The sequence below is a fragment of the Bacteroidota bacterium genome, assembly GCA_038746285.1.
Classification (GTDB): domain Bacteria; phylum Bacteroidota; class Rhodothermia; order Rhodothermales; family JANQRZ01; genus JANQRZ01.
Genome location: JBCDKT010000003.1, coordinates 125,166 through 149,215, shown reverse-complemented (window position 1 = coordinate 149,215; position 24,050 = coordinate 125,166). Strand labels below are relative to the sequence as shown.

Genomic DNA, 24,050 nt, shown 5'->3' with positions numbered 1-24,050 from the left:
GGGAGAGTCAGCGGAGGGCGCGGATGTCGTCGGCGATCATCTCGGGGATGCCGGCGCTCCCGCCGTAGGTCTCGACGATGCGGCCCTCGGCGTCGAGCAGGAGCGCCTTGTCGGTGTGGCTGACGGAGTAGGTGGCCTCGCCCGAGGCGAGCGTGTCGCGGCGCGAGACCTCGTACCGGACGCCGATGCGCTCCATCAGACCCGCGACCTCGGTGGAATCGCCGGTGAGGAGCCGCCAGTCCGGCCCGCTGCGCCACGTCTCGGCGTAGCGCCGGAGGACGGCGGGCGTGTCGCGCGCGGGGTCGAACGAGACGGTGGCGAAGGTGACCCCGGCGGTGTCGGCCCCGAGTTCGCGGCGGACGTTGACCATGTTCGCCATCGTCATCAGGCATACGTCCGGGCAATGGGTGTAGATAGCCGAGAGCAGCACCGGCTGCCCCAGCAGGTCATCGGGAAAGGCGACCGCCGCGCTGTCGCGGTCCACGAGGGTCCACGACTCGTCGCTCAGGTCGTCTTCGGGCGCGAGGTGGTCGGGCTGCGACGCGCAGCCGGCCAGGGCGAGGGCGAGGAAGAAGCAGCAGAGGCGGATCGTGCTCATAGGTTGAAGCCGAGGGAGAGGTAGAGGCTCCGGCCGCGGGCGGCGAGGTCGGAGAGGGCGAGATGGTCGCGGTAGAACGTGTCGAACAGGTTCTCCGCGCCGGCCTCGACCGAGACGCGACCCGCCGGCTCCCAGCCGAAGCGAAGGGCGAGGACGTTGTAGCCGTCGGTCGGCAGCTCCTCGAAGGCTTCGAAGGCGACGCGGTTCTGGGCGAGCGCCCACCGGCTCTCGGCCTCGGCGGACCACGCGGCGCGGTCGTACCGGAGCGCGACGAGGCCCGACACGGGCGGGATGAGCGGCAGCGGCTCGCCGAACGAGACGTTCTGCCCGAACGTCGCGCTCACCGACGCCGACGCGGCGAGGCCGGGCACGAGGCCGCCGAGGTCGGCGAGGGCGCTGAGCTCGCCGCCGGCCATCCAGCCGCGCTCGGCGTTGTCGTAGAGCCTGAACCGGTAGGTCGACCCCGACAGGCCCGGCACGACCTCGCTGTCGGCGACGCCGACGACCACGTCTTGCAGCAGGTGCCCGAACGCCGCGGCCTCGACCGCGAGCACGTCGCCCGCGTGCGCGACGCCGACTTCGAGCTGGCGGCTCCGCTCGGGCTTGAGGTCCGGCCGGCCGGTGTAGAAGTAGCCGTCGACGTAGTTGTAGACGTAGTGCCCGTACTGCTCGACGATCGTCGGGAGGCGGCCGGCGTCGGCGAGGGAGAGGCGGAGGCGGGTCCGGGGCGAGAGCGCGTACGTTGCCGTCGCGCTCAGGCTCGGGACGAGGAGGTTCCGGGCGAGGTCGCCGGCCCCGTAGCGCGAGGCAAAGAGCTGCCGGATCTCGTCGCGGTGGGTGTCGCGCGCTGTCGCGTCGAGCCGAGCCGAAGCGGTGACGGCCCACCGGTCGCCGAGCGCCCGCCGCGCTTCGAGCGTGACGGCCCCGTTGAGCGCCCGCGCGTCGCCGACGTTGAGGAGGACCATGTCGCGGATGCCGGGGAAGAGGCTGAACATGAACATGTCGCCGAACTGCCGGACGCGGTGCACGTCGGCGGTGAGGGCGAGGTCGGTCCGGCCGAGGAGGCGTCCCGCCTCGGCCTGGCCGCCCCAGACATCGGTGTAGCCGGCCATCGGCATATACATCCCGCGCATCACGGGGCGCTCCATCACGTCGCGGAAGCGGTCGTCCATCGTGTGCTCGACGCGGTTGCGGTAGAGCCGCAGGCGGAGCCGGTCGAGGCCGGGCGCGCGGCCCTCGTAGTCCAGGCTGGCGATCCGCGCCTGGGCGAGCGTGGCGTCCATCAGGAGCGCGGGGTAGCCCACGAGCCACGCGTCGTCGGCGATGACCTGCGCCGAGAGCCGGTGTCCGTCGCCGAGCCGGAGCGCGCCTGCGACGGCGATATTGCGCTTCTCGTAGCCCGAGGTCGCGACGCGCTCGGCCCCGCCGGGGGCGTAGTCGTCGGCGGCGCGGTAGGACCCGCTCGCCCGGAGCGCCCAGCGCTCGCCGCCGACGTTGGCGGCCCCGCGCACGCGTCGCGCCGCGCCCTGGCTCTCGACGCCGGTCTCCGCTTCGGCCGCGAGCACGCCGAAGGCGGGGCGCTCGGTGACGAGGTTGACGGCCCCGCCGATCTGCGAGCCCCGGCTGAGGTCCGCCGCGCCCTTCGCCACTTCGACCGCGGCGAGGTTCTCCGGCTCGACGTAGCTGGAGGCCGGGTCCATCTTGTCCACGCACGCGCCGTAGACCGGCATCCCGTCGACCGTGAGCGCGATCTGCCCGCCCTGGTAGCCGCGCACGACCGGCTCCCACGCGAAGTTCGCCCGCTGGATCATCCCGACGCCGGAGAGCCGGGCGAGGAGGTCGTCGGTCGTCGCGGGCGTCCGGCCCGAGGCGGCGGGGTCGCCCGCCACAGCCCGCTCGCCGGAGACGAGGACGGCGTCGAGCGCGGCGTCCTGCGGCGCGAGGCGCACGACGAGCGGCCCGTCCATCGCCCGGGCATTCATCACCTGGGCGAGGTCTACGCGCTCCGGCGCGAAGCCGACGGCCGAGACAAGCAACTCGGCGTCGCCGTGGAGCACGCGGAGCTGGAAGCGGCCCTGCACGTCGGCCGCCGTCCCCCGGCTCGTCCCGCGGACCCGAACGCTGGCAAAGGGTACCCCCTCGCCCGTCGCAGCGTCCACGACCCGGCCTGCGACGTCGTGGCTCCCGTGCTCGGCGTGCGCGGCATGGTCGCCGTGCTGAGCCGCAACCGGCAGCCCGAGACTCGCAACAAGGGTCAGGATGAGGGCGGGACGGATCATAGTTCGTGCGCAGATCATGGCTCGTAGACGGTGTAGCCCACGAAGCGGAACGGCTCCTCGCCACCGCCGGTCGGGGCGAGCGTGACGGTCATCTCCCACCCGCCGGCCATAATGAAGTCCACCGTCCACCGGTAGCGGCTCCCCTCGCTCGCGAAGTCGTCGTACGGCGTCGAGTGCCCATCGCCGCCGCCCATGTCCATGTACGGGTAGAGGTCGGCGCTCGCGCCGGCGACGGCCTCGAAGGCCTCGCCCGTCCAGCGGTGCGCCGCCACCTCGAAGGTGTTCTCGCCGACGACCGGCCGCGACGGCTGGACCCAGGAGACCAGGAGGTCGCCCCGCTGCTGCATCCAGATGTCGGGCCGGGCCTCGGCCTCGAAGGTCGCGGTGCCGCCGGCGCCATCAAGCGTCTCGACGGCAGCGGTGAGGATGAACGTCCGAGCCGTCGTGTCGGGCGTGAGGACGAAGGCCGACCCCTCGAAGAAGCCGTCGGCGTCGGCGCGCGTCGGCGGCGCGGCGGCCGGCAGCGCGGTTCCGGCGGCGAGACCCGCAGCCGGCGCCGCGGCGAGGGCGATGCGGGCCTCGGTGACGGCCACGCCGCCTTCGGCGAGGCGGACGCGCAGGCGGTTGTAGCCCACGTGCAGCCCGCCCCGGTCGGCGAAGAGCTCGACGCTCAGCCCGCCCACTTCGGCCGTGCCGACCAGCGCGAAGCCGGTCAGCTCTTCGGGTGGCGCGGGCGGCTGGAGCGCCTGGAAGTCGAAGTCGGCCACGCCGTCGGGGACGCACCCGGCGAGGGCGAGGAGGCCGAGGGCTACGAGGAGTCGTCGGGTCATGGCGTCGGGGATCGGTTGATGGTCGCCGGTCGGTCGTCGAGGGTGCGGAGGAACGCGACGAGGGCGGCGCGCTCGGACTCGCTCAGGCCGAGGGGACGGACGCGGGGATCCTGGCCCGGCGTACCGTCGCCGCCCCGGTCGTAGTGCGCAACGACGGCCTCCAGCGTGGAGAAGCGCCCGTCGTGGAAGTAGGGGCCGGTGCGGGCGACGGCGCGCAGGCTGGGCACGCGGAAGGTGCCCCGGTCGGCGGCGTCGAACGTGATCCGCTCGCGGCCGGGGTCGCGGTCGCTCACGGCCACGCCGTTGTTCGCGAAGCGCTCGGTCGTGAGCAGCGCCCCGGCATGGCACGACTGGCAGTGGGTCTCGAAGAGCCGGAACCCGCGCTCTTCGGCCTCGCCGAACGCCTCGGCCTCACCCGCCTGGTGCCGGTCGAAGCGGGTCGGCGCGCTGACGAGCGTGCGCTGGAAGGCGGCGAGCGCGTAGCTGAGCGTCTGCACGCTCGGCCCGTCGCCGTCGAACGCCTCGGCGAAGAGCGCCGGGTACTCGGGGTGCGCGGCGAGGCGGGCGAGCGCCTCCGGGATCGGCAGGTCCATCTCGGCCGGGTCTTCGAGCGGGACGAGCGCCTGGCTCTCCAGGAACAGCGCCCCGCCGTCCCAGAAGAGCGACGTGCGGTAGGTCGCGTTCAGCAGGCTCGGCGCGTTCCTGAGGCCCCGCCGCCCCTCCACGCCGATGCTCCGCAGGTGTCCGTCGGTGAAGGCGATCTCCGGCAGGTGGCACGTCCCGCACGAGACCGTCCGGTCGGACGATAGGATCGGATCGAAGAAGAGGCGCTCGCCGAGCGCGACGCGGCGCGCGAGCAGGGGGTTCTGCGGCGGCACCGGCAGCGGCGCGAAACCCGGCGGCACCGGGACCGAGACGAAGGCGCGGCCGTCCGGCCCGGCCGCACCGCACCCGGCCGCCGCGAGGGCGGCAGCGAGCACGAGCACGGGTCCGGACAGTCGCTGCAGCATCGGGGCCTAGTTGTCGCCGTGTGTGCCGTGGAGCGAGAACGCGTCGGCCACGTTCGCCGTGACGGTCTGCACGACGTCCGCGCAGTCGCCGGTCATGCAGAAGCGGTTGAACGGCTCGTCGTAGTCGACGCCGGCGAGGAAGCGGGCGTAGTCGACCTGGAGGTGCAGGTCCTGCGCCGCGCCCGCTTCGAGCGTGAACGGCGTGTCGATCTCGACCGGCATCGCGTTGGCCGCGCCGCCGAGGTGGAGGCGCCAGAAGCCGGAGGCCGGGTCGCGCGGGTCGTTCTCGCCGTCGCCGTCCACGTCGCGGTCGTCGACCGTGCCGTCGCCGTCGACGTCGAGGAGGCCGTCGAGGCGGAGGAAGACGTAGCCCGCGTTCCAGTTCCAGTGCATCGAGGGCGTCTGCGGCGCGAGCGGGTGGCTAGAGGGTGCGTCCTCGGGGGCGATCCGGTTGTCGAGGCCGTTGACGCCGAGCGTGAAGCGGAGGCCGCGGTACGACCCGGCCGGCACCTCGCCGAGCATCGTCTCGGTGCGGCCCCGGTCGCTGGCGGCGTAGACGTAGCGCTCGGTGATGGTGTGCTGGACCTCGGCGTCGTCCTCGTCGCGGGCGCGGACCGTGATGGACTCGCCGTCGATCAGCACCTCGGTGCCGTCATCCTGGATCAGGGTGAGGTCGGACAGGTAGAGGCGCGCCGTTTCGAGCACGCCCGTACGGCCCTGAATCTGCAAGGCCTCGCCGCCCTGGAGCGCGGCTCCGTCGAAGAGGGGTTCGAGGTCGAGGCGGACTTGGGCGAAGTCTTCGGTCGGGTCGTTGGCCTCGCAGCCGGCGAGGACGAAGGCCCCGGCGAGCGCGAGCGCGGCGAGGCGCGGACCGCGCGTGAGGAGGGTTCGGATGGCGTAGGTCATGGGGTTGGCAGTCGGTTCGTAATACGGAGACACACCGGCGCTAGGCACCGGCAGCCCTGGCTCGCACGGCCAGAGACGGTAGAGGGCCTCGCCAGGACGGGGGCGAGGCAATGACCAAAAAGCGCGCGGTGCCCCCGTCGCAGGCGGGCACGCCCTCAGCCGACGGGCCGAGGCGGACGCGGCACGGGCACTAGGGCCGGTGCGGCTGGCGGCGCGCTAGACGGCGCGCGGCGGGTGGAAGACCCGACCGGCAGGATCGGTGCCGGTGTCGTAGACAGAAACAGGAGCCCACGCGGTCTGGAGCACGGGGCGGTCGGGGAGCGGCTCGCCGCCGGCGAGCACGCCAGCGACGGCGAGGGCGATCTGCATCGTCGCCTGCTGCTCTTCTTTCTCGCGCTGGCGCTGCTCGTGGAGTTGCTTCGTGAGAAAGCACGTGCCCTCGCAGTCCAGCTCCGGCAGGCTGCGGTTGACGCACAGGTTTTCGATCACGAAGTCCTGCCGCAGCAGGAACGTGCCCTGCACGAGCAGGAGTCCCTGCGTGCTCCCCACGACGGCGAGCACGAGCGCGATTCGAGCGATATAGACCAAGCGGGGTAGCACGGTCCCTATGATACGACCGGTTGGCGGCGAGGCCACGCCGGCCTACGGCCCCACGGCGACGGTCTGGAACGTCGAGTCGACGGCCTCAGGCGTCTCGACCCAGTCGGCGACGAAGACGTTGGTGTCGCGGCTCGGCTGGCGGTCGGCGCGGCGGTTGGAGGCGAAGACGAGGCGGTCGCCGGAGAAGCTGAACATCGGGAAGGCGTCGAACGTGCCGGAGTGGGTGACCTGGGTCAGCCCGCTCCCGTCGAGGTCCACGAGGAAGAGGTCGAAGAGCCGCCCGCTTTCGGTGTGGTGGTTCGAGGCGAAGAGGATCCGCTCGCCGGAGGGGTGGAAGAACGGGGCCCAGTTGGCACCGTCGAGATTCGTGACGCGGACTGCGTTCTGCCCGTCGGCGTCGGCCACGTAGAGGTCGAGCGCGGAGGGCTGGACGCGGCCGTCGTCGAGGAGGCTGCGGTACTGCTCGGCGGTCGCGCCTTCGGGCCGGCTGGCGCGCCACACGATCCGCTCGCTGTCCGGCGAGAAGAAGGCCCCGCCGTCGTAGCCGAGGGTCTTCGTGAGCTGGAGCGTCTCGCCGGTCTCGATCTCGTAGCGCCAGAGGTCGAGGTCGCCCGAGCGCGTCGAGGTGAAGACGACGAAGCGCCCGTCGGGGCTGACGGTCGGCTCGGCGTCGTAGCCCGGGCTGTCGATGAGCAGCTCGCGGTTCTGCCCGTCGGCGTCGGCCACGTAGATGTCGTAGTCGGAGTAGATGGCCCAGGTGTAGACGCCCGGCGCGGCCTCGGGCGGCGTCGGGCAGGCGGGGCCGCTCCCGGCCGTCGAGGCGAAGACGACGCGGCCGTCGGCGAGGAAGTAGCCGCACGTCGTCCGCCCCTCGCCCGACGAGACGCGGGCATACTGCCGGCCGTCGGCGAGGGCCGAGCCATCGGCGTTCATGATGAACTGCTGGTCGCACCCCTGGTCGTTGATCGCGTCCCAGTCGCTCTGGAAGATGAGGCGCTCGTCGTCGAAGCTCCAGTACGCCTCGGCGTTGTTGCCGCCGAAGGTGAGCTGGCGGACGTTGCGGAGGTGGACCTCGCCCGCGAACCGGAGCGTGTCGGCGGCGGGGTCGTAGGTGGTCTCGTCCGGCTGGCCTTCGACCTGGCAGCCGGTGGCGAGAAGGACCGCGAGGAGCAGGGCAGCGAGCGGGAGGAGCAGACGCATCGTGGCAGGCGGGGTTGGTGATGCGGGGCGACGCTTCGTTGAGCGTAAAAGTGCGTCTCTCGTTCCCTCTGCTGCCCCTCCCCTTCCGATATTCGCTACGGTTTCGCCGACGCCCATCGCCCTATGCCACCGCCTGACTACGCCCTCGACACGCTCGACCGGTTCGTCGGACGCGACCTCGGCGTCTCCGGCTGGGTCACGGTCGACCAGGCCCGGATCGACGCCTTCGCGGCCTGCACCGAGGACCACCAGTGGATCCACACCGACCCCGAGCGCGCGGCCCGAGAGAGTCCGTCGGGAACCACGATCGCGCACGGCTTCCTCACGCTCTCGCTCCTCCCCGCGATGCGCCGCGAGGTCGGCGTCGTCCCCGATGGCGTGGCGCGCGTGCTGAACTACGGCCTCGACCGGGTCCGCTTCCTCGCGCCGGTCCCGTCGGGCGCGCGCGTCCGTGCCCGCGTGAGGCTCGCGTCGGTCACGCCGAAAGCCGAGGGCCCGTTGCTGCTCAAGACCGAGAACATAGTCGAAATCGAAGGCGAGGAGACGCCCGCCCTCGTCGCCGAGACCCTCGCCCTGCTGATCCCCACCTGACGTGACCAACGCTTCCCCGCCTGAGGGCTCCCCACCGTTCGACCGGCCCGAGCGGCTGCCGGAACTCTGGGCGCTCGCCTGGAACCGCCGCGACGCCGACGCCCTCGCCGCGCTCTTCGATGAGGACGCGGAGTTCGTCAACGTCACCGGCCTCTGGTGGCACGACCGCGAGGCGATCCGCAAAGCTCACCGCTATGGGCTCGACGTGACCTTCAACGCGTCGGAACTCACGATTCGGCAGGTCGAGGTGAAGCGGCTGCGGGACGATGTCGCGGTCGTCCACGCCCGGATGCGGCTGACGGGCCAGACGCCCATCGGCACCGTCGAACACCCCGGACCGCGCACCACCGTCTTCTCGTTCGTCCTCCACCGGACCGACGCGGGCTGGCGCTGCGCCTCGGCCCAGAACACCGACGTGGTCCCCGGCAAGGAGACCCACATCGTAGACGACGCGGGAGCGTTCGGGAGCGTAGACTACCGGACCCGCTAACCTCCACCCTACCTAGCCTCTTCGCTCATGTCCCTGTTCGAAAACCACGTCGTCGTCGTCACCGGAGCCGGTCGTGGGATCGGCGCTGCCGCGGCGAAACGCTTTGCCCGCCACGGCGCGTCGGTCGTCGTCAACGACCTTGACGCCGAGCCAGCCGAGTCCGTCGCGAGGGAGATCACCGACGCAGGCGGGACGGCGCACGCCGTCGCCGGGAGCGTCACCGAGGACGGCTTCCCCGAGGCTCTGCTGGCTGGAGCCGTTGAGCGGTTCGGGAAGCTCAACGTGCTCGTCAACAACGCTGGGTTTCTGTGGGACGGGATGCTCCACACGATGACCGACGAGCAGTGGCTCCGCATCATGGAGATCCACACCTTCGCGCCGTTCCGCCTGATCCGCGCCGCCGCCCCGTACCTCCGCGAGCCCGGCAAGCAGGAGCGCGCGGCAGACCGACCGTTCTCCGAGAACCGCGTGATCGTCAACGTCTCGTCGACGAGCGGACTCCACGGCAACGTCGGGCAGGTCAACTACGCGACGGCCAAGATGGGGATCGTCGGGCTGACGAAGACCGTGGCGAAGGAGTGGGGCCGCTTCGGGGTCCGGTGCAACGCGGTCGCGTTCGGGTTCATCGACACGCGGATGACACGCCCGAAGGAGACCGGCGAGACGGTCGAGGTGGCTGGGCAAGAAATTGTGCAGGGCATCCCCGAGGCGGCGCGCGGGCGGGCGTTCACCAACAACCCGCTCGGCCGCCCCGGCACCGACGAGGAGGCGGCGGGCGGCATCCTGCTGATGGCCTCGCCGCTCGCGGGCTACGTCACCGGCCACACCCTCGAAGTCACCGGCGGCGCGGGGATCTGAGAGAGGGACGCTGCGTTTCGTGGACATGAACTCGCCTATCGGACGCCGCCCCGATTTCGACCGCGTCGCCGCGCTCCGCCGTGCGGCTGCTGACCGGCCCGACTTCGCACGCAACCTCCGGATTGTGGAGGCGCTCCGCGCCGAAGCCGTCGCGCTGGGCCGCTGGCGGCGCGAGGACCCGCTCGACGGGGTCGAGGTCAAGGTCCGGCTGGCGCACGCGCTCGCTGCGCTTCGGAATGTTTGAGAAACTCCTTGCCGCGCTCGCCCGCGAGCTAGATGCGGCGGGCGTGCCCTACATGGTGATCGGCGGGCAGGCCGTGCTCCTCTACGGCGAACCCCGCCTGACGCGCGACGTGGACGTAACGCTCGGCGTCGGCCCCGACCGGCTTCCCGACGTGCTCCGGGTTGTCGAAACGCTGGCTCTGCGACCGCTCGTCGAACCGCAAGCGTTTGTCGCGGAGACGCTCGTACTTCCCTGCAGTGACGTAGAGGGCGAGCGCCAGGTGGACTTTGTATTCTCTTTCGGAGGCTACGAGCGCGAAGCTATCGAGCGCGCGAACACGGCTGAGATCGGCGGCGAGAGGGTCCGCTTCGCCTCAGCCGAGGACCTTATCGTCCTCAAGCTCGTGGCCGGCCGGCCTCGCGATGTCGAGGACGTGCGCGGCATCCTCGTTCGCCAGCCGGCGCTCGACGCCGCCTACATTCGCCGCTGGCTCAGCGCGTTCGACGAGGCTCTCGGCATGCAGACGGTCTCTCTGTTTGACGACCTAGCCGGCCCACCGCCACAGCCATGAACGACCTCCGCTATCCCATCGGCACATACGACCCGCCTGCCAGCATCCCCGACGCCGACCTCGACCGCTGGATCGGACAGATCGCGTCGCTCCCGGCAGCGATGCGCGCGGCCGTGGATGGGCTGAGCGAGACCGACCTCGACACGCCGTACCGCCCCGGCGGCTGGACCATCCGGCAGGTCGTCCACCACACGGCTGACAGCCACCTGAACGCCCTCGCCCGTGTCAAGCTCACCCTCACCGAAGAGACGCCGACGATCCGGCCCTACGACGAAGGGGCCTGGGCCGAACTCGGCGACTACAGCCTGCCGGTCGAGGTCAGCCTCGCGTTCCTCGACGCGCTGCACGCACGCTGGACGGCGCTTCTCCACTCGCTCGGGCCGCAGGACTTCGGGCGGGCGTTCTACCACCCGGCGGCGGAGCAGACGATGCGGCTCGACTACGCGACGGGGATGTACGCGTGGCACGGGCGGCACCACACCGCCCACGTCACGCGCTGGCGCGAGCGCGAAGGCGTCTGACGCGCGAGGGTGCCCGAACGGCTCTTCGCCTGGCACCCTCACGCGTCACAGGTCACATCAAGTCCCGCACCGTCGCGGCGAGCATCCGCACCTTCGACGCGTCGCGCGCCGCGCCGGCCTCCTCGTCGAGCGTGGTGGCGAGCGCGCCGAGCGCGCCGCTCCGGGCAGTGCCCGAGGCACCTTCGGCACCGGCGAGCGCTTCGCGTGTGGCCGCGACCCGCGCCCGGTCAAGCCCCTCGCCGCGTTCGAGCTGGTCGAGGTAGGCGCGGGCGAGCGAGAACGTGGCGGGCCAGACGAATTTCGGCTGCCCCTGCGCGTTGAGGTAGTCGAGCTGGACGGTGTTGGCGGCGTCGATCTCGTTCTGGCTCACGAAGGCGCTCGGGGCGAGTTCGAACACGTCGAGCCCGCGGGCGATCTCGGAGTTCACGATGAGCCCGTTGTACCAGTAGACCGACCACGAGCCGCCGCTGGCCATCCGCTCGGGGTTGACCGGCCCCCGGTCGTGGAAGGCGATCTCGACGGGGTTAGCGGGGTCGGTCCAGTCGAAGACGGAGATGCCGCCCTGGTACCAGCCCTGGACCATCACGTCGCGCCCGGGGATCGGGATAAGCGAGCCGTTGTGGGCGACGCAGTTCTCCTGGGAGGTCTGGACGGCGGGCATCTTGTAATAGCTCCCGAAGTCCAGCTCGCTGCCGTTGATGCTGAAGATGGCGTTGGCACCCCACTCGTAGGGGTCGTCGGCGCGGCACTTGGGCTGGCCGCCGCCGCCCCACTCGTCGGTGAAGAGTACGGCGGTGCCGTCGTTGTTGAAGGTCGCCGAGTGCCAGTAGGCGAAGTTCGAGTCGGCGACGGCGTCGAGGCGGCGCGGGGCGACGGGGTCGGAGATGTCGAGCAGGAGGCCGTAGCCCTCGCACGCGCCGCCGGCGAGGCCGATCTCGGGGTAGAGCGTGATGTCGTGGCACTGCGTCGGGCCGGGGTCGGGGCCGTCGTCCTCGTCGTCGCCGTCCGAGCCGAACCACCGCGCGGCCATCGCCGGGAGGCGCTCGCGGAGCGCCGTGCTGTCGGCGGCGGTCGGCGGTCCCTCGCCCCCGCGCTCGGCCACGATCCCGCTCAGGAGCGAGTCGGTGTAGCGCGCCGGGAGCACGAACGAGTTGGTCGGCCCCTCGACCACGAACCCGCCCGTGGCGCGCGCCTCCTCGACGGCTGCGATGTCGGCCGGCGACTGGCCGTGGCGCGGCGGGGCGACGAGGCCGTCGAAGATGCGCGGCGAGCTGACGATCTCGGCGGCCGCGGGGTTGGCGAGCGGCACCTGGATCACCTCGATGCGGAAGAGGGCCGTCTCGGGGTCCTCGTCGGGGGCGGCACCGGAGCAGCCGGGCAGTTCGGCCTCGGGCCGGACCGGGGCGGAGCCGGAGATGTAGACGTAGACGTTCTCGTCGTCGTCCGGGTCTTTGAGGACGGAGTGGGTGTGCGAGCCGCGGCACGTCTGCACGTTGGCGACGTACTCCGGGGCGCGGATGTCCGAGATGTCGAAGATGCGGATGCCGCGCAGGCGGTCCGCGCTGACGCGCTCCTCGACGCCCTCGGTCCCGCAGTCGAGCCGCCCGCCGAAGCCCTCGCCGGAGACGAACATCAGGTTCTCGTAGACCGACACGTCGCTCTGCGAGGCCGGGCAGAGGTACTCTGTCACGAGCTCCGGCGCGGCGGGGTCGGTGAGGTCCCAGACGAGGATGCCGTTGTAGTTGCCCTGGATCGCGTACTGGTCCTTGAAGGCAAGGTCCGAGTTGGTGACGCCGACGAAGGCCTCCGGCGGCGGCGACGTCGAGAGCATGCGGAGGTTCCAGATGGCCTCCTCGGCGTCGAAGAGGCCGCCGCCGAGGCCGACGCGCGGGTCCGGTGAGGGCGGCCCGGCCCCGGGCAGCATCGCCATCATCGAGGTGGTCTGCTGCGACGACGAGCACGCGGCGAGGCTGAGGAGGGCGACGAAGAGAGCAGGGAGTGCGGCGAGGCGAAGCAAGCGTTTCATGGCGGCGTTCGGGTCTTGGTACTCGTCAATCCCCGCGCAGGCGAGGACCCAGAAGATTTGCTAGCCAGTGGGTCCCGGCTCGGGGGCCGGGATGACTGATCTCCTGGGGGTGAGAAGGGAACATCGGTTTTACTCCGAGTCGGGCAGGGCGTCCAGCATCTGGTGCATGCGGGCGATCTCGGTGATCTGGTCGGCGTGGATGTCGCGGGCGAGCTTGAACGAGGCCTCGTCCTGCCCAGCCCCGTCGGCGGCGAAGAGGTCGTCGACCATCACGATCGCCCCGCCGTGGTGCTGGATCATGTAGGTCAGGAAGAGGCGGTCGAAGGCGGTGCCGCGCGCGGCGGCGAGTTCTTCGAGCTGGGCCTGGGAGAGCATGCCCGGCATCGACGCGTGGTCCATCGCGTCGTGCGCGGGGCCGTGGCCCATGCTGCCATGCCCCATCGCGCTGTGGTCCATCGTGCTGTGATCCATGCCGCCGTGGTCCACCGTGCCGTGGTCCGTCGCGCCGTGCTCCGCTGCATTGTCCTCGCCCTCGATGCGGAGCGTCAGGTCGAGGCCGTCGATGTGGACCTCGGGGACGATCTGCTCGCGGTCGCGGAGCCACTGCTGCATCGTGGCGATCTCGTCCTGCTGCGCGTTGATGATGCGCGCGGCGAGCGTCCGCACCGCCGGGTTCGCCCCATTCTCGGGCGCGAGGCGCGACATCACGAGCGCCTGCGCGTGGTGCCCGATCATCCCGACCATGAACGTCACGTCGGCCTCGGTGAAGTCGGCGCGGGCCTCGGCCTGGCGCTGCCAGTAGAGGGCTTCGAGGTCGGCGGAGTCGGTCGTCTGCGCCCAGGCACCCGGGCCTGCGGCGAGGCCGAGCAGGAGGGCGGTAAGCACGCGGAGGAAAGAGCGCATGGCGGCGGGGAGGATGCGGCAGTGGAAGTAACGCGCGGGGCAGGCCTTTACTACGCCGCCGCCGAGGCTACACGTTCCGACCTGTCCCTGAAAGGTTTCAAAGCGGCACACGCGCGGCGCTCACCGACCGCCCGGCGCACGCAGCAGCGGGGCCAGCACCGCGGCGTCGCCGTCGATGTCGGGGTTTGGACGGAGGCCGAGGACCGAGGCGAGCATCGGGTAGAGGTGGACGTTCTCGAACGCGGCGACGCGGCCGGCGGGGGCGACGTGCGGACCGGCGGCGAGGAAGATGCCGTCCATCGTCGGGTCCTCGGGCGCGTAGCCGTGGACACCCTGCCAGTCGCGCCCGGCGTGGCGCGGCAGCCCGACGAGCGCTGGTCGCTCGGCGACGAGCACGAGCGGCGGCGTGCGCCGGCTGCCCGCGAAGTGCCACCGGGCGGGCAACTCGTCGCGGGTGTAGGAGGTGATGGCCTCGGGCAGCGACGCGTCGAGGAGGGCGTCGAGCGAGTCGGCGTCGGCCTCGTCCAGCCACAGCATCAGCGCCGGGCCGGCGGTCATCGACCGCACGCCGTCGGGAAGGGTGACGTAGTCGGTGACATCCACGAAGCGGGCTGTGTCGGGCTGCGCCATGCCGTGGTCGGAGACGAGGACGACGTTGACGTCGGTCCGACCGAGCCGGTCGATCCCGTCGAGGAGGCGGCCGAGCGCGGCGTCCACTTCCGCGACGGCCGCACCGACCTCGGGGCTCTCCGGCCCGTGCCGGTGGCCCTGGCTATCGACGGCCGAGAAGTAGAGCAGGACGAGCCGGGGCCGCGCCGCCTCGGGCCGCGCCATCCACGCGAGGGCCGAGTCGACGCGCGCTTCGTAGGGGACGCGGCCGTCGTAGGGCTTCCACGTCGTCGGGTGGACGCCCTGCACCGGGGCCTCGGTCCCGACCCAGAAGTACGACGCCGTCACCATGCCCTGGGTCTCGGCCGTCACCCAGATCGGCTCGCCGCCGTACCAGCGCCCGTCGCCCACCGCGGCGCGGTCGCGCATCGAGTAGACGGCGTCGAAGCTGGGGTCGTACATCGTATTCCCGACGAGGCCGTGGCGGCCGGGGTAGAGCCCCGTCGCGATGCCGTAGTGGTTGGGAAAGGTCAGCGTCGGGAAGGTCGAGACGAGGCCGTCGGCGCGGACGCCGGCGGCGGCCACGCGGTCGAAGTTCGGCGTCGGGTGGCGGTCGAGGTAGTCCGGCCGGAAGCCGTCGAACGAGACGAGGACGACGGTCGGCGCGTCGCGGTGGGCGGGGTGGTTCACGCCGCCGCTGCCGCCGGGGAACGCGCCGCGCTCGGGGGCGGCCGCACTCGGCAGCGCACCCGGCGGGGTCCCCGCGCAGCCGGCGAGCGCGAGCAGGGCGAGGACAGCGAACCAGAGCGAATGGCGAGCGGACATGGCGAGGCGGCGAGGTGAGGAAGATGGTAAAGTAGGCACGCCGCACGTGCGCTGAAGCGCTTCTTGGGCTCTGAACTCTACGCACGTCGTTCCCGCGCAGGCGCTGACAAGGGGTGGTTTTTATAAGTGTGTGCGATTCCAAGCTCCAACCCCCGATACTCGTCATCCCCGCGCAGGCGGGGACCCACAGGCGGAGCCAGCCGGTGGGTCCCGGCTCGGAGGCCGGGATGACAATCGGTTAGAGGGGAAGCGGTTCTCAGAGCCGGCGGCGTTCGTGAACGGCGTGCGGTGGGAACCACGCGCCAGGGCTGCGTACCTTCCGCGCTCGCCGTTTTTCCCTCGCCCTGCACCCTGATGTCCGACCGACCGACCACCTCTGAGGCGATCCGCCAGAGCTTCCTCGACTTCTTCCGCGAGAAGGAGCACGCCGTCGTTCCCTCGGCCCCGCTCGTCCCGCACGACGACCCGACGCTGCTGTTCATCAACGCCGGGATGGTCCCGTTCAAAGACGTATTCCTCGGCGAGGGCACGCGGCCCCATACCCGCGTCGCCGACACCCAGAAGTGCCTCCGCGTCTCGGGCAAGCACAACGACCTCGAAGAAGTCGGCGTGGACACGTACCACCACACGTTCTTCGAGATGCTCGGCAACTGGTCGTTCGGCGACTACTTCAAGCAGGAGGCGATTGCCTGGGCGTGGGAGCTGCTGGTCGACCGGTGGGGCCTCAGCCCGGACCGGCTCTACGCGACCGTCCACGCGGGCGACGAGAGCCTCGGCCTCAGCGCTGACGAGGAAGCCGCCGACCTGTGGAAGTCCGAGACGACGATCCCGCACGACCACGTCCTCTACGGCGCGACGAAGGACAACTTCTGGATGATGGGCGACACCGGCCCCTGCGGCCCGTGCTCCGAGCTGCACTATGACCTCCGCCCGGACGCCGAGCGCGAGCAGGAAGACGGCAAGGCGCTCGTCAACGCCGACCACCCCGAGGTCATCGAAATCTGGAACCTCGTCTTCATCCAGTACAACGCGGTTTTGGAGGAGGGGGCGAAAGGGCGAGAGGGCGAAAGGGCGATCGCGCTGAAGCCGCTCGCGGCGCAGCACATCGACACCGGGATGGGCTTCGAGCGGATCTGCGCCGTCCTCCAGGGCACGTCGAGCACCTACGACACCGACCTCTTCGCGGGCCTCTTCGCGGCCCTCGCCGACCTCTCGCCGCGCGTCGAGATCGGCGGCTACGACCGCATCGGCGGGCTGCCCGAGCCGGAGGCGGCGAAGATTCAGATCGCGATGCGCGTCGTGGTCGACCACGTCCGCACGCTCGCCTTCGCGATTGCCGACGGGGCGAGCCCGAGCAACACGGGGCGGGGCTACGTCATCCGCCGCATCCTGCGCCGCGCGGTCCGCTTCGGCTACCAGGCCCTCGGCTTCCGCGAGCCGTTCCTGTGGAACCTCGTCGAGCCGCTGAAGGCGAAGATGGGTGGCCCGTTCCCCGAACTCGCCGAGCGGCAGGCCACGATTGAGCGCACCATCCGCGCCGAGGAGGAAGGCTTCCTGCGGACGCTTGGGACAGGCATCGAGATGTTTGAAATCGTCGTTCTTGGCATTCGTCAGCAAATCGATTTGGAGGCACAGTCGGGAGAGGATTTTGGCGAAGAGGAAATCAACCAAATCGAAATCATTGACGGCCTGGGAGACATCATCTCGAAAGCATATCGCGATCACGGCAAACTGCTGTTGGACAGTAATATTGATTTCGGCAACAAAGCTATTGAGAGAGTTATACCCGGCGAGATCACTTTCCTCCTCCACGACACCTACGGCTTTCCCGGCGACCTGACGGCGCTGATGGCGCGCGAGCAGGGGCTGACGGTGGACGAGGCTCGCTTCGACGAGCTGATGACCGAACAGCGCGAGCGGGCCCGAGCCGCCGGCTCTTTCGGGGCGGACCTCAGCGAGGTCGGCGTGTGGGAGACCGTGAGCGAGGGCGACGACTCGGCCTTCGTCGGCTACGACCGCACCGAGGTCGAGGGCGCGGCGATTCGCCGGGCGCGGAGCTACGGCGAGGGCGACGACGCCACCCACGAACTCGTCCTCGACCGGACGCCGTTCTACGCCGAGAGCGGCGGGCAGATCGGCGACACCGGGACGCTCACGGTCGGCGGCGACACGCTCACCGTGACCGACACCCAGAAAGCCGACGACGGCTCCATCGTCCACACCGTCGACCACCTACCGTCGGACCCGACGGCTCCCGTCACGGCAACGGTCACGGCGAGCCGGCGGCGCGAGACGCGGAAGCACCACACGGCGACCCACCTCCTCCACGCCGCCCTCCGCGAGACCCTCGGCGAGCACGTCCAGCAGAAAGGCTCGCTCGTCGCCCCCGACCGGCTGCGGTTCGACTTCTCCCACTTCGAGCGCGTCTCGGACGACGAGCAGCGCCGCGTCAACACGCTCGTCCAGCAAAACATCCGCGCCGACATCGAGACCGCCGTGCCGATTGCCGAGGCGAAGGCGCGGGGCGCGATGGCGCTCTTCGGCGAGAAGTACGGCGAGACGGTCCGCGTCGTCACCTTCGGGCCGGAGTCGGTCGAGCTCTGCGGCGGGACCCACGTCGCGGCAACCGGCGAGATCGGCGTCTTCCGCATCGTGAGCGAAGGCTCGGTCGCCTCGGGCGTCCGGCGGATCGAGGCTGTCGCAGGCGAGGCCGCACTCGACGTGATCGAGCAGGAGCGCGCCACGCTGGAGGCTGTCCGCGCTCCGTTCCGCTCGCTCCAGCAGCCCGTCGACGAGGCCGTCGCCGACGTGCTCGCCGAGGTCAAGGCTCTCGAAAAGGAAATCGCCGCCCTCAAGCAAGCCGACGCCGCCTCAGGCCTCGCCAGCCTCGTCGACCAGGCCGAGGACGTAGACGGCATCCGCCTCGTCACCGGCGAACTCGGGGCTGCCGACATGGAGACGCTCCGCGAGACGGCGACGCAGTTCCGCGACACGCTCGGGGCCGGGGCCGTCGCTGTCCTGGGCGCGGTAGACCCCGAAGGCGGCAAGGTTTACCTCGCGGCCAGTGTCGCCGATGACGTAGTCGAGCGCGGCGTCCAGGCCGGTACGCTCGTCGGGGCGCTCGCCAGGCGCGTCGGCGGCGGCGGCGGCGGACGGCCGACGCTCGCCACGGCCGGCGGCCGCCAGCCCGAGCACCTGTCCGACGCCCTCGCTGCCGCTGCCGAGACGCTGCGGGAGATGCTGTAACGGCCTAGCGTGCGCGGTGCTGTTCGCCCCTGGCGGGCCCGGCGGCCTCTACAGCATCCACACCTCGCTTCGCCACCCCTCCCACTTCATGGCAGCGACTCCTCTCCAGACGGACACGTCCTCTATCTCCATCGTCCGGTTCTACCAGGCCGCGGCCCTCGTTGGAGGCCTCGGGTTCCCGATCTTCTACGTGCTGGAGGGCGACCTCGCCGTAGGCGGGGCGCTCAGCTTTGTACCGCGCCTGGTCGTGGGCGTCCTCTGCCTCGCGATGTTCGCGGCGCTGCAGTTCAGCGCGTGGGCGCAGGAGCGGGCGTTTCACTTGGGCTATGCACTGGGCGTCGTCACCGGTGCCGTGTACGTCTGGCTGCTGGTGGTCTCCAACTTCGCGCCTCACTTGGCCGCTGGCACCTTCGTGCTGCTCGTCGGCCAGATGGCCATCTTCCGCCGCCCACGTCCGTTCGCCTACTTCGCGGTGGCGATGACGGCCGCCTACACGGCGGCGGCCTACCTCGTGCCGGAGCAGCCTGCGTTCCCGAGGCTCTACCTCGTCGGTTTGATCGTCACGACGTGCCTGATCATCTACACCCTGATGGTGTTCTGGGAGACGCTGGAGAACCGGCTCATCGCGGCGCGCAGCGAGGCCGAGCGCAACCAAGCTGAGGCCGAAGCGGCCCGCGAACGCGCCGAGGCGGCCCTGCTCATCACCGAGCAGGCACGGAAAGAGGCGGAGACCGCCCGCCAGGATGCCGAGGTGGCCCGCGAAGAGGCCCTCGCCGCGGCGCGCGCCAAGAGCGAGTTCCTCGCCACGATGAGCCACGAGATCCGCACCCCGATGAACGGCGTCATCGGCATGACCGGCCTCCTGCTCGACACCGGCCTCAACGCCGAGCAGCGTGACTACGTCGAGACCGTCCGCGTCTCGGGCGACGCGCTGCTGACGATCATCAACGACATCCTGGACTTCTCGAAGATCGAGGCTGGGAAGGTGAACCTGGAGAAGCACCCCTTCGACGTACGCACCGTCGCTCAGGAGGCGCTCGACCTCGTCGCACCGAAGGCAACCGAGAAGGGTCTCGGGCTGGCGCTGCACCTCGACGACGACACGCCGCCGACCGTCCTGGGCGATGTGACGCGGGTGCGGCAGGTCCTTGTCAACCTCCTGGGCAACGCGGCGAAGTTCACCGAAGAAGGCGAGATCGCTGTCCACGTCGGCCGCGCCGATGCCTTCGGCGGGCTGGCGCTGAGCGTGCGCGACACCGGCATCGGCATCCCGCCGGACCGGCAGGCCGCGCTCTTCGAGGCGTTCACGCAGGCCGACGCCTCCACGACGCGCCGCTTCGGCGGGACGGGCCTCGGGCTGGCCATCTGCAAGCAGCTCGTTGAACTGATGGGCGGAACGATCAGCATGGACAGCGAGCCGGGGGTCGGCTCCACGTTCCGGTTCACCATCCGCACTCCGGCCGTCGCCTCCAGCCCCGACCGTCAAGCTGCCCCGAGCGAAAACGGCAGCCCCTCGGGGTCTGCGTCTTCTGTGCTCCCGCTTCGCATCCTGCTGGCCGAGGACAACGTGGTCAACCAGAAGGTGGCACTGCGCATCCTGGAGAAGCTCGGCTTCCGCGCCGACGTGGTCGCCAACGGCGAAGAGGCGGTCCGGGCCGTTCAGGGCGTGCCGTACGACGTGGTGCTGATGGACGTCCAGATGCCGGTCATGGACGGCCTCGCGGCGACCCGAAAGATCCGGGAGGTGCTCCCGGCCGAGCGGCAGCCGTGCATCGTAGCGCTGACGGCCAACGCGCTGCCGGAGCACCGCGAGCAGTGCCTGGAGGCGGGGATGGACGTGTACCTCTCCAAGCCGATCCAGCGCGACGCCCTCGCCGGGGCCATCAAGAAGGTTGCTGCCGACCGGGTGCCGGCGGTGCAGAGCGCGGCCTGACGCGCGCCGCGTTCGCCGTTTGCTAGTTTGACACCGGCACGGTCTGTGCCTAGTATCGCTGCGTCCTGTTACCCTCTGGCAACCCAACTGCATACTCCCATGCCTCGTCGCTACACCGCGCTCGTGCTGGCCGCGCTTGTCTTCTCGTCGGCCGCACTCGCGCAGAAGCCCGAGCCCCGCTCGGCCCTCGAAATCGGCACCGACGCCGTGTCCGAAACGGTGGCGGACGCCGACGGCCTCCGCGCCGCCGACGGCACGCCGCGCGCCCTCTACCGGCAGAACTACGCCGTGGACGCCGCCGACCCCGAGACGATGGCCCGGCAGTACCTCGCTGAGCAGGCGGACGCGCTTCGCATCGACGCCGACGCGCTTGCACTGCGCCACGTCCGGTCGAGCCGCGCCGGGCACAACGTCCGCTTCACGCAGATGCTCGACGGCGCCCCGGTCCACGGCTCCGAAGTCGTCGTCAACATCGACCCCCGGAACCGGGTGCAGCTCGTGCTGAGCGACTATCAGCCTAGCCTCGCGGTGCCGCGCGCGACCCCGTCGATGTCGGCGGACGCGGCCCGCAGCGCGGCCCACGAGCACCTCGACGTGTCGGGCGCGCTGCTCGGCGACGAGACGAGCCTCGTGGTCTACCCGACCGCGGACGGCGGCCGCCTCGCGTGGCGCGTGCGCGTGACGGCGGACGCGCCGATGGGCGACTGGGAGTCGTTCGTCGACGCCTCGACGGGCGAGCTGCTCCGCGTCGCCCGCCGCACGGTCTTCCACCACGGCTCGGACGAGGAGCCCACGCCCGCCACCCCGGTGCGCTCCATCGTCGAGGCCACCGGCCAGGTCTACGACACCGACCCGCTGACCGTCGCCGGCGCGCAGTACGGCGACACCGGCTTCGTCGACGGCGGCGACGCCAACACGCCGCAGCTCGAGGCCACGCGCATCCCGAAGACCTTCGAGGTGACGCAGAACGGCAGCACGTACCGCCTCGAGAGCGAGTACGCCGACATCGACGACTGGGCTGGCCCGTTCAAGGGCGAGTTCGAGCGGGACGAGCCCGACTGGAGCGTCACGCGCGACGACGACGCCTTCGAGGCCGTCACCGTCTACTGGCACATCGACAACTACATGCGCTACATCAACGAGACGCTGGAGATCGAGGTGCGCCCGTACCAGTACGCGACCGGCGTCCGGTTCGACCCCCACGGCTTCAACGGGGCCGACAACTCGTCCTACAGCACCGGCACCGCGCGCCTCCAGTTCGGCGAGGGCGGCGTGGACGACGCCGAGGACGCCGACGTGATCATCCACGAACTCGGCCACGGCCTCCACGACTGGCTGACGGTCGGGGGCCTCTCCAACGGCGACGGCCTCAGCGAAGGCCTCGGCGACTACTTCGCCGTCTCGTACACGCGCAGCCTCGGCCTCCTCGACCCCAGCGACCCGGAGTACAACTGGGTCTTCAAGTGGGACGGCCACAACCAGTTCTGGCCCGGCCGCGTCACGAATGTCGCCGGGGTCTACCCCTCCGGCTTCGTGCCCCACGGGCGCGGGCAGCACTGGTCGACCTCGCTCATGCGGGTCTACGACCAGATCGGGCGCGAGCGCACCGACGTCGCCGTGATCGAGGGCATCGCGATGACGAGCGGGAGCACCACGCAGCCCGTCGCCGCGCAGGCCGTGCTCCAGGCGGCCGCGAACCTGGGCTACACGGCCGAGGAGATCGACGTGATGGTCCGGGAATTCAACGCGCAGAACTACAACGTAACCCTACCCGTGGCGAGCGAAGCGTCGGCACCGGACGCCTCGTTCACGCTCACCGCCGCCTACCCGAACCCGTTCAGCGCCTCCCGCGCCGCCGCGCTCACCCTCCAGGCCGATCAGGCGCAGCGGGTCCGGGTGGTGCTCTACGACGTGCTCGGCCGCCAGGTGCGGGTGCTCTACGACGGCTCGGTAGCCGCCGGCCGGGACCGGCGCATCGTCGTGGACGCGGGCTCACTCCCGAGCGGGGCCTACGTCGTCCGCGCCGAGGGCGAGACGGCCTCGGCCACGCGCTCGGTGATGCTCGTCCGCTAGCCTGCCCGGCCTCGCCGATTGCACCGGCTCCTCTCTCACCGTGAGGGAGGAGCCGGTAGTTTTACGCCCGGTCTCTTCCTGCCTGTCTCTCATCTCGTGCGCGGTCTCTTCCCGCTTCTCTTCCTCCTCGGCTGCACCGAGTTGCCCGACGAGGCCACGGCCCCACCCGAGCCGGTCGGCGCACCGGCAGACTCCGCGGCCGACCTATCGTCGTTTTTCCCCGAGGGCACCGAGGGCACGTTCGTGCTCTACGACGCCCAGGGCGGGGTGACGACGCGCCACAACCCGGAGCGCGCCGCTGAGCGCGTCATCCCCGCTTCGACGTTCAAAATCTTCAACTCGCTCGTCGTCCTCGACGCCGGGGCTGTGGCCGACGAGCACGAGGTCGTCGCGTGGGACGGCGCGGAACGGGCGGTCCCTGGCTGGAACGCGAGCCAGGACCTCGAGACGGCGTTCGCCCGCTCGTCGGTGTGGGTCTACCGCGACCTCGCGCGCCGCGCCGGGCGCGGCACGCTCCAGGCCGCCCTCGACCGCGAAGGCTACGGCAACGCCACGATAGGCGACCAAGCCGATCTCTTCTGGCTCGACGGCTCGCTCCGCATCGCCCCGAACGAGCAGATCGACTTCCTCCGGCGGCTCCGCGCAGGCGAGACCGGATTCTCGGACCGGGCCGAGGCCATCGTCAGCCGGATCATGGTCGTGGACACGACGGGCGAAGCCGTGCTGCGCGGCAAGACGGGCTGGGCACGCAGCGACAGCCTAAACCTCGGCTGGTGGGTCGGCTGGCTAGAGCGCGCCGACGACGCGTATTTCTTCGCGCTTCTGGTCGAGAGCGAGGACCCGGACTTCGACATGGTGGGCGCACGCAGGCCCACTGCCGACCGCATCCTCCGGCACCTCGGCATCCGCTGAATAGCTTGCCAAACACAGCCCGGGCGGGCTACCTTAGCGCGCTGCGTCCCTCTTGCTTCCCCGCCCGTGTCTCTCAACGGTTCCTCCACCTACGACCGCCTCCTGGCCGCCGCCCACACGCAGGGCGCGGGCTTCGTCGTCCTGATCGACCCCGACAAGCTGCCGGAGGAGCACCTTCCCGCCTTCGCCGGCCGGTGCGCCGAGGCGGGCGTGGACGCGCTCTTCGTCGGCGGGAGCCTGATGCACGCGACGGAGCTCGACGGCTACGTGCACGGCGTCAAGGCCGCGACCGACCTGCCGGTCGTCGGGTTTCCGGGCACGCTACACCAGATCTCGGGCGCGCTCGACGCGGTGCTCTACCTCTCGGTCGTGAGCGGGCGCAACCCGGAGCACCTCATCGGGCAGCACGTCCACGCGGCCCCGCTCATCCGGCGGCTCGGCCTGGAGCCGATCCCGACGGCCTACATGCTCGTCGAGAGCGGACGCCTGACGACGGCGCAGTACATGAGCGGCTCGGCCCCGCTGCCGCGCCACAAGCCGGACATCGCAGCGGCGACAGCGCTCGCAGCCGAGATGATGGGGATGCGCCTCCTCTTCACCGACGGCGGCTCGGGGGCTGAGCACCCGGTGTCCGAGGAGATCATAGCCGCCGTCACGCAGACATGCTCGGTCCCGCTCGTCGTCGGCGGCGGGCTGACGACGCCGCGGGAGGTGGCGCGCAAGGTCGCTGCCGGGGCGCGGTTCGTCGTGATCGGCAACGCGATCGAGAAGAACGGCGACGCGGCCTACATCGCGGACCTCGCCGCCGCCGCCCACGCGTCGGTGCCACAGCCGCTCGGGTAGGGA

21 protein-coding genes are annotated in these 24,050 nt (G+C 70.9%); 11 read left to right on the top strand and 10 right to left on the bottom strand.

The genetic code is table 11. The features are described 5' to 3' along the window. Positions 1–7: 7 nt before the first annotated feature. From AAGI91_02175 to AAGI91_02145, 7 genes are all read right to left on the bottom strand, one after another. Positions 8–598 (bottom strand): SCO family protein, encoded by a 591-nt coding sequence (locus tag AAGI91_02175; protein ID MEM1041411.1) that lies wholly within the window; start codon positions 596–598, stop codon positions 8–10. Further along, positions 595–2,877 carry a TonB-dependent receptor gene (locus tag AAGI91_02170; protein ID MEM1041410.1) on the bottom strand — a complete coding sequence of 761 codons (2,283 nt, stop codon included), beginning with the start codon at positions 2,875–2,877 and terminating at the stop codon, positions 595–597. Before AAGI91_02170 ends, AAGI91_02175 begins: the two co-directional genes overlap by 4 nt. A gap of 14 nt (positions 2,878–2,891) precedes the next feature. Then, a complete protein-coding gene (locus AAGI91_02165) occupies positions 2,892–3,707 on the bottom strand; it encodes a FixH family protein (protein MEM1041409.1) in 816 nt (271 codons plus the stop codon). Next, entirely contained in the window at positions 3,704–4,717 is a 1,014-nt protein-coding gene (locus tag AAGI91_02160; GenBank protein MEM1041408.1) for a cytochrome c peroxidase, read from the bottom strand. Before AAGI91_02160 ends, AAGI91_02165 begins: the two co-directional genes overlap by 4 nt. Positions 4,718–4,723: 6 nt before the next feature. Then, entirely contained in the window at positions 4,724–5,623 is a 900-nt protein-coding gene (locus AAGI91_02155; protein MEM1041407.1) for an MbnP family protein, read from the bottom strand. Between the two features lie 216 nt (positions 5,624–5,839). Then, complete coding sequence (locus AAGI91_02150; GenBank protein ID MEM1041406.1) at positions 5,840–6,223, bottom strand: hypothetical protein; 384 nt, start codon at positions 6,221–6,223, stop codon at positions 5,840–5,842. Positions 6,224–6,265: 42 nt separating this feature from the next. Further along, the gene (locus AAGI91_02145; protein MEM1041405.1) at positions 6,266–7,423 is read right to left on the bottom strand and encodes a hypothetical protein; all 1,158 of its coding nucleotides are present in this window, start codon (positions 7,421–7,423) and stop codon (positions 6,266–6,268) included. 123 nt (positions 7,424–7,546) lie between these two features. Here AAGI91_02145 and AAGI91_02140 point away from each other — a divergent pair, with 123 nt between their 5' ends. The 6 genes from AAGI91_02140 to AAGI91_02115 are packed head-to-tail and all read left to right on the top strand — an operon-like array spanning position 7,547 to position 10,677. Beyond that, positions 7,547–8,014: a MaoC family dehydratase gene (locus AAGI91_02140; protein ID MEM1041404.1), complete on the top strand. Its 468-nt coding sequence runs from the start codon at positions 7,547–7,549 to the stop codon at positions 8,012–8,014. Position 8,015: 1 nt separating this feature from the next. Further along, positions 8,016–8,504, top strand: a complete 489-nt coding sequence (locus AAGI91_02135; protein MEM1041403.1) for an SgcJ/EcaC family oxidoreductase — start codon at positions 8,016–8,018, stop codon at positions 8,502–8,504. A 27-nt stretch (positions 8,505–8,531) separates the two neighbouring features. Then, positions 8,532–9,362, top strand: a complete 831-nt coding sequence (locus AAGI91_02130; GenBank protein MEM1041402.1) for an SDR family NAD(P)-dependent oxidoreductase — start codon at positions 8,532–8,534, stop codon at positions 9,360–9,362. 25 nt (positions 9,363–9,387) lie between these two features. Beyond that, positions 9,388–9,606, top strand: coding sequence for a hypothetical protein (locus AAGI91_02125; GenBank protein MEM1041401.1), 219 nt, complete (start codon positions 9,388–9,390; stop codon positions 9,604–9,606). Continuing rightward, positions 9,599–10,156 (top strand): nucleotidyltransferase, encoded by a 558-nt coding sequence (locus AAGI91_02120; GenBank protein MEM1041400.1) that lies wholly within the window; start codon positions 9,599–9,601, stop codon positions 10,154–10,156. The genes AAGI91_02125 and AAGI91_02120 overlap by 8 nt, the downstream gene beginning before the upstream one ends. Next, the gene (locus AAGI91_02115) at positions 10,153–10,677 is read left to right on the top strand and encodes a YfiT family bacillithiol transferase (GenBank protein ID MEM1041399.1); all 525 of its coding nucleotides are present in this window, start codon (positions 10,153–10,155) and stop codon (positions 10,675–10,677) included. The genes AAGI91_02120 and AAGI91_02115 overlap by 4 nt, the downstream gene beginning before the upstream one ends. 52 nt (positions 10,678–10,729) lie before the next feature. Here the strand turns inward: AAGI91_02115 and AAGI91_02110 are convergent, their stop codons facing one another. From AAGI91_02110 to AAGI91_02100, 3 genes are all read right to left on the bottom strand, one after another. After that, positions 10,730–12,703 (bottom strand): hypothetical protein, encoded by a 1,974-nt coding sequence (locus AAGI91_02110; protein MEM1041398.1) that lies wholly within the window; start codon positions 12,701–12,703, stop codon positions 10,730–10,732. Between the two features lie 129 nt (positions 12,704–12,832). Further along, positions 12,833–13,606: a DUF305 domain-containing protein gene (locus AAGI91_02105; protein ID MEM1041397.1), complete on the bottom strand. Its 774-nt coding sequence runs from the start codon at positions 13,604–13,606 to the stop codon at positions 12,833–12,835. A gap of 120 nt (positions 13,607–13,726) precedes the next feature. Then, positions 13,727–15,040, bottom strand: a complete 1,314-nt coding sequence (locus AAGI91_02100) for an ectonucleotide pyrophosphatase/phosphodiesterase (protein ID MEM1041396.1) — start codon at positions 15,038–15,040, stop codon at positions 13,727–13,729. 354 nt (positions 15,041–15,394) lie between these two features. Here AAGI91_02100 and AAGI91_02095 point away from each other — a divergent pair, with 354 nt between their 5' ends. The 5 genes from AAGI91_02095 to AAGI91_02075 all read left to right on the top strand — a co-directional run bounded on the left by AAGI91_02095 (position 15,395) and on the right by AAGI91_02075 (position 24,047). Then, positions 15,395–18,286 carry an alanine--tRNA ligase gene (locus AAGI91_02095; protein ID MEM1041395.1) on the top strand — a complete coding sequence of 964 codons (2,892 nt, stop codon included), beginning with the start codon at positions 15,395–15,397 and terminating at the stop codon, positions 18,284–18,286. 88 nt (positions 18,287–18,374) lie between these two features. Next, positions 18,375–20,219, top strand: coding sequence for an ATP-binding protein (locus AAGI91_02090; protein ID MEM1041394.1), 1,845 nt, complete (start codon positions 18,375–18,377; stop codon positions 20,217–20,219). Between the two features lie 99 nt (positions 20,220–20,318). Then, positions 20,319–22,292 (top strand): T9SS type A sorting domain-containing protein, encoded by a 1,974-nt coding sequence (locus tag AAGI91_02085; GenBank protein MEM1041393.1) that lies wholly within the window; start codon positions 20,319–20,321, stop codon positions 22,290–22,292. Between the two features lie 96 nt (positions 22,293–22,388). Beyond that, positions 22,389–23,204 carry a penicillin-binding transpeptidase domain-containing protein gene (locus AAGI91_02080; GenBank protein ID MEM1041392.1) on the top strand — a complete coding sequence of 272 codons (816 nt, stop codon included), beginning with the start codon at positions 22,389–22,391 and terminating at the stop codon, positions 23,202–23,204. 66 nt (positions 23,205–23,270) lie between these two features. Next, the gene (locus AAGI91_02075) at positions 23,271–24,047 is read left to right on the top strand and encodes a geranylgeranylglyceryl/heptaprenylglyceryl phosphate synthase (protein MEM1041391.1); all 777 of its coding nucleotides are present in this window, start codon (positions 23,271–23,273) and stop codon (positions 24,045–24,047) included. Positions 24,048–24,050: the final 3 nt, after the last annotated feature.

Excerpts from the sequence above, each read along its gene's own strand:
- AAGI91_02175 (MEM1041411.1), bottom strand. The coding sequence starts at position 598 with ATGAGCACGATCCGCCTCTGCTGCTTCTTCCTCGCCCTCGCCCTGGCC.
- AAGI91_02170 (MEM1041410.1), bottom strand. The coding sequence starts at position 2,877 with ATGATCCGTCCCGCCCTCATCCTGACCCTTGTTGCGAGTCTCGGGCTG.
- AAGI91_02095 (MEM1041395.1), top strand. The coding sequence starts at position 15,395 with ATGTCCGACCGACCGACCACCTCTGAGGCGATCCGCCAGAGCTTCCTC.
- AAGI91_02100 (MEM1041396.1), bottom strand. The coding sequence starts at position 15,040 with ATGTCCGCTCGCCATTCGCTCTGGTTCGCTGTCCTCGCCCTGCTCGCG.
- AAGI91_02165 (MEM1041409.1), bottom strand. The coding sequence starts at position 3,707 with ATGACCCGACGACTCCTCGTAGCCCTCGGCCTCCTCGCCCTCGCCGGG.
- AAGI91_02090 (MEM1041394.1), top strand. The coding sequence starts at position 18,375 with ATGGCAGCGACTCCTCTCCAGACGGACACGTCCTCTATCTCCATCGTC.
- AAGI91_02145 (MEM1041405.1), bottom strand. The coding sequence starts at position 7,423 with ATGCGTCTGCTCCTCCCGCTCGCTGCCCTGCTCCTCGCGGTCCTTCTC.
- AAGI91_02130 (MEM1041402.1), top strand. The coding sequence starts at position 8,532 with ATGTCCCTGTTCGAAAACCACGTCGTCGTCGTCACCGGAGCCGGTCGT.
- AAGI91_02110 (MEM1041398.1), bottom strand. The coding sequence starts at position 12,703 with ATGAAACGCTTGCTTCGCCTCGCCGCACTCCCTGCTCTCTTCGTCGCC.
- AAGI91_02125 (MEM1041401.1), top strand. The coding sequence starts at position 9,388 with ATGAACTCGCCTATCGGACGCCGCCCCGATTTCGACCGCGTCGCCGCG.
- AAGI91_02120 (MEM1041400.1), top strand. The coding sequence starts at position 9,599 with ATGTTTGAGAAACTCCTTGCCGCGCTCGCCCGCGAGCTAGATGCGGCG.
- AAGI91_02115 (MEM1041399.1), top strand. The coding sequence starts at position 10,153 with ATGAACGACCTCCGCTATCCCATCGGCACATACGACCCGCCTGCCAGC.
- AAGI91_02160 (MEM1041408.1), bottom strand. The coding sequence starts at position 4,717 with ATGCTGCAGCGACTGTCCGGACCCGTGCTCGTGCTCGCTGCCGCCCTC.
- AAGI91_02140 (MEM1041404.1), top strand. The coding sequence starts at position 7,547 with ATGCCACCGCCTGACTACGCCCTCGACACGCTCGACCGGTTCGTCGGA.
- AAGI91_02155 (MEM1041407.1), bottom strand. The coding sequence starts at position 5,623 with ATGACCTACGCCATCCGAACCCTCCTCACGCGCGGTCCGCGCCTCGCC.
- AAGI91_02085 (MEM1041393.1), top strand. The coding sequence starts at position 20,319 with ATGCCTCGTCGCTACACCGCGCTCGTGCTGGCCGCGCTTGTCTTCTCG.
- AAGI91_02105 (MEM1041397.1), bottom strand. The coding sequence starts at position 13,606 with ATGCGCTCTTTCCTCCGCGTGCTTACCGCCCTCCTGCTCGGCCTCGCC.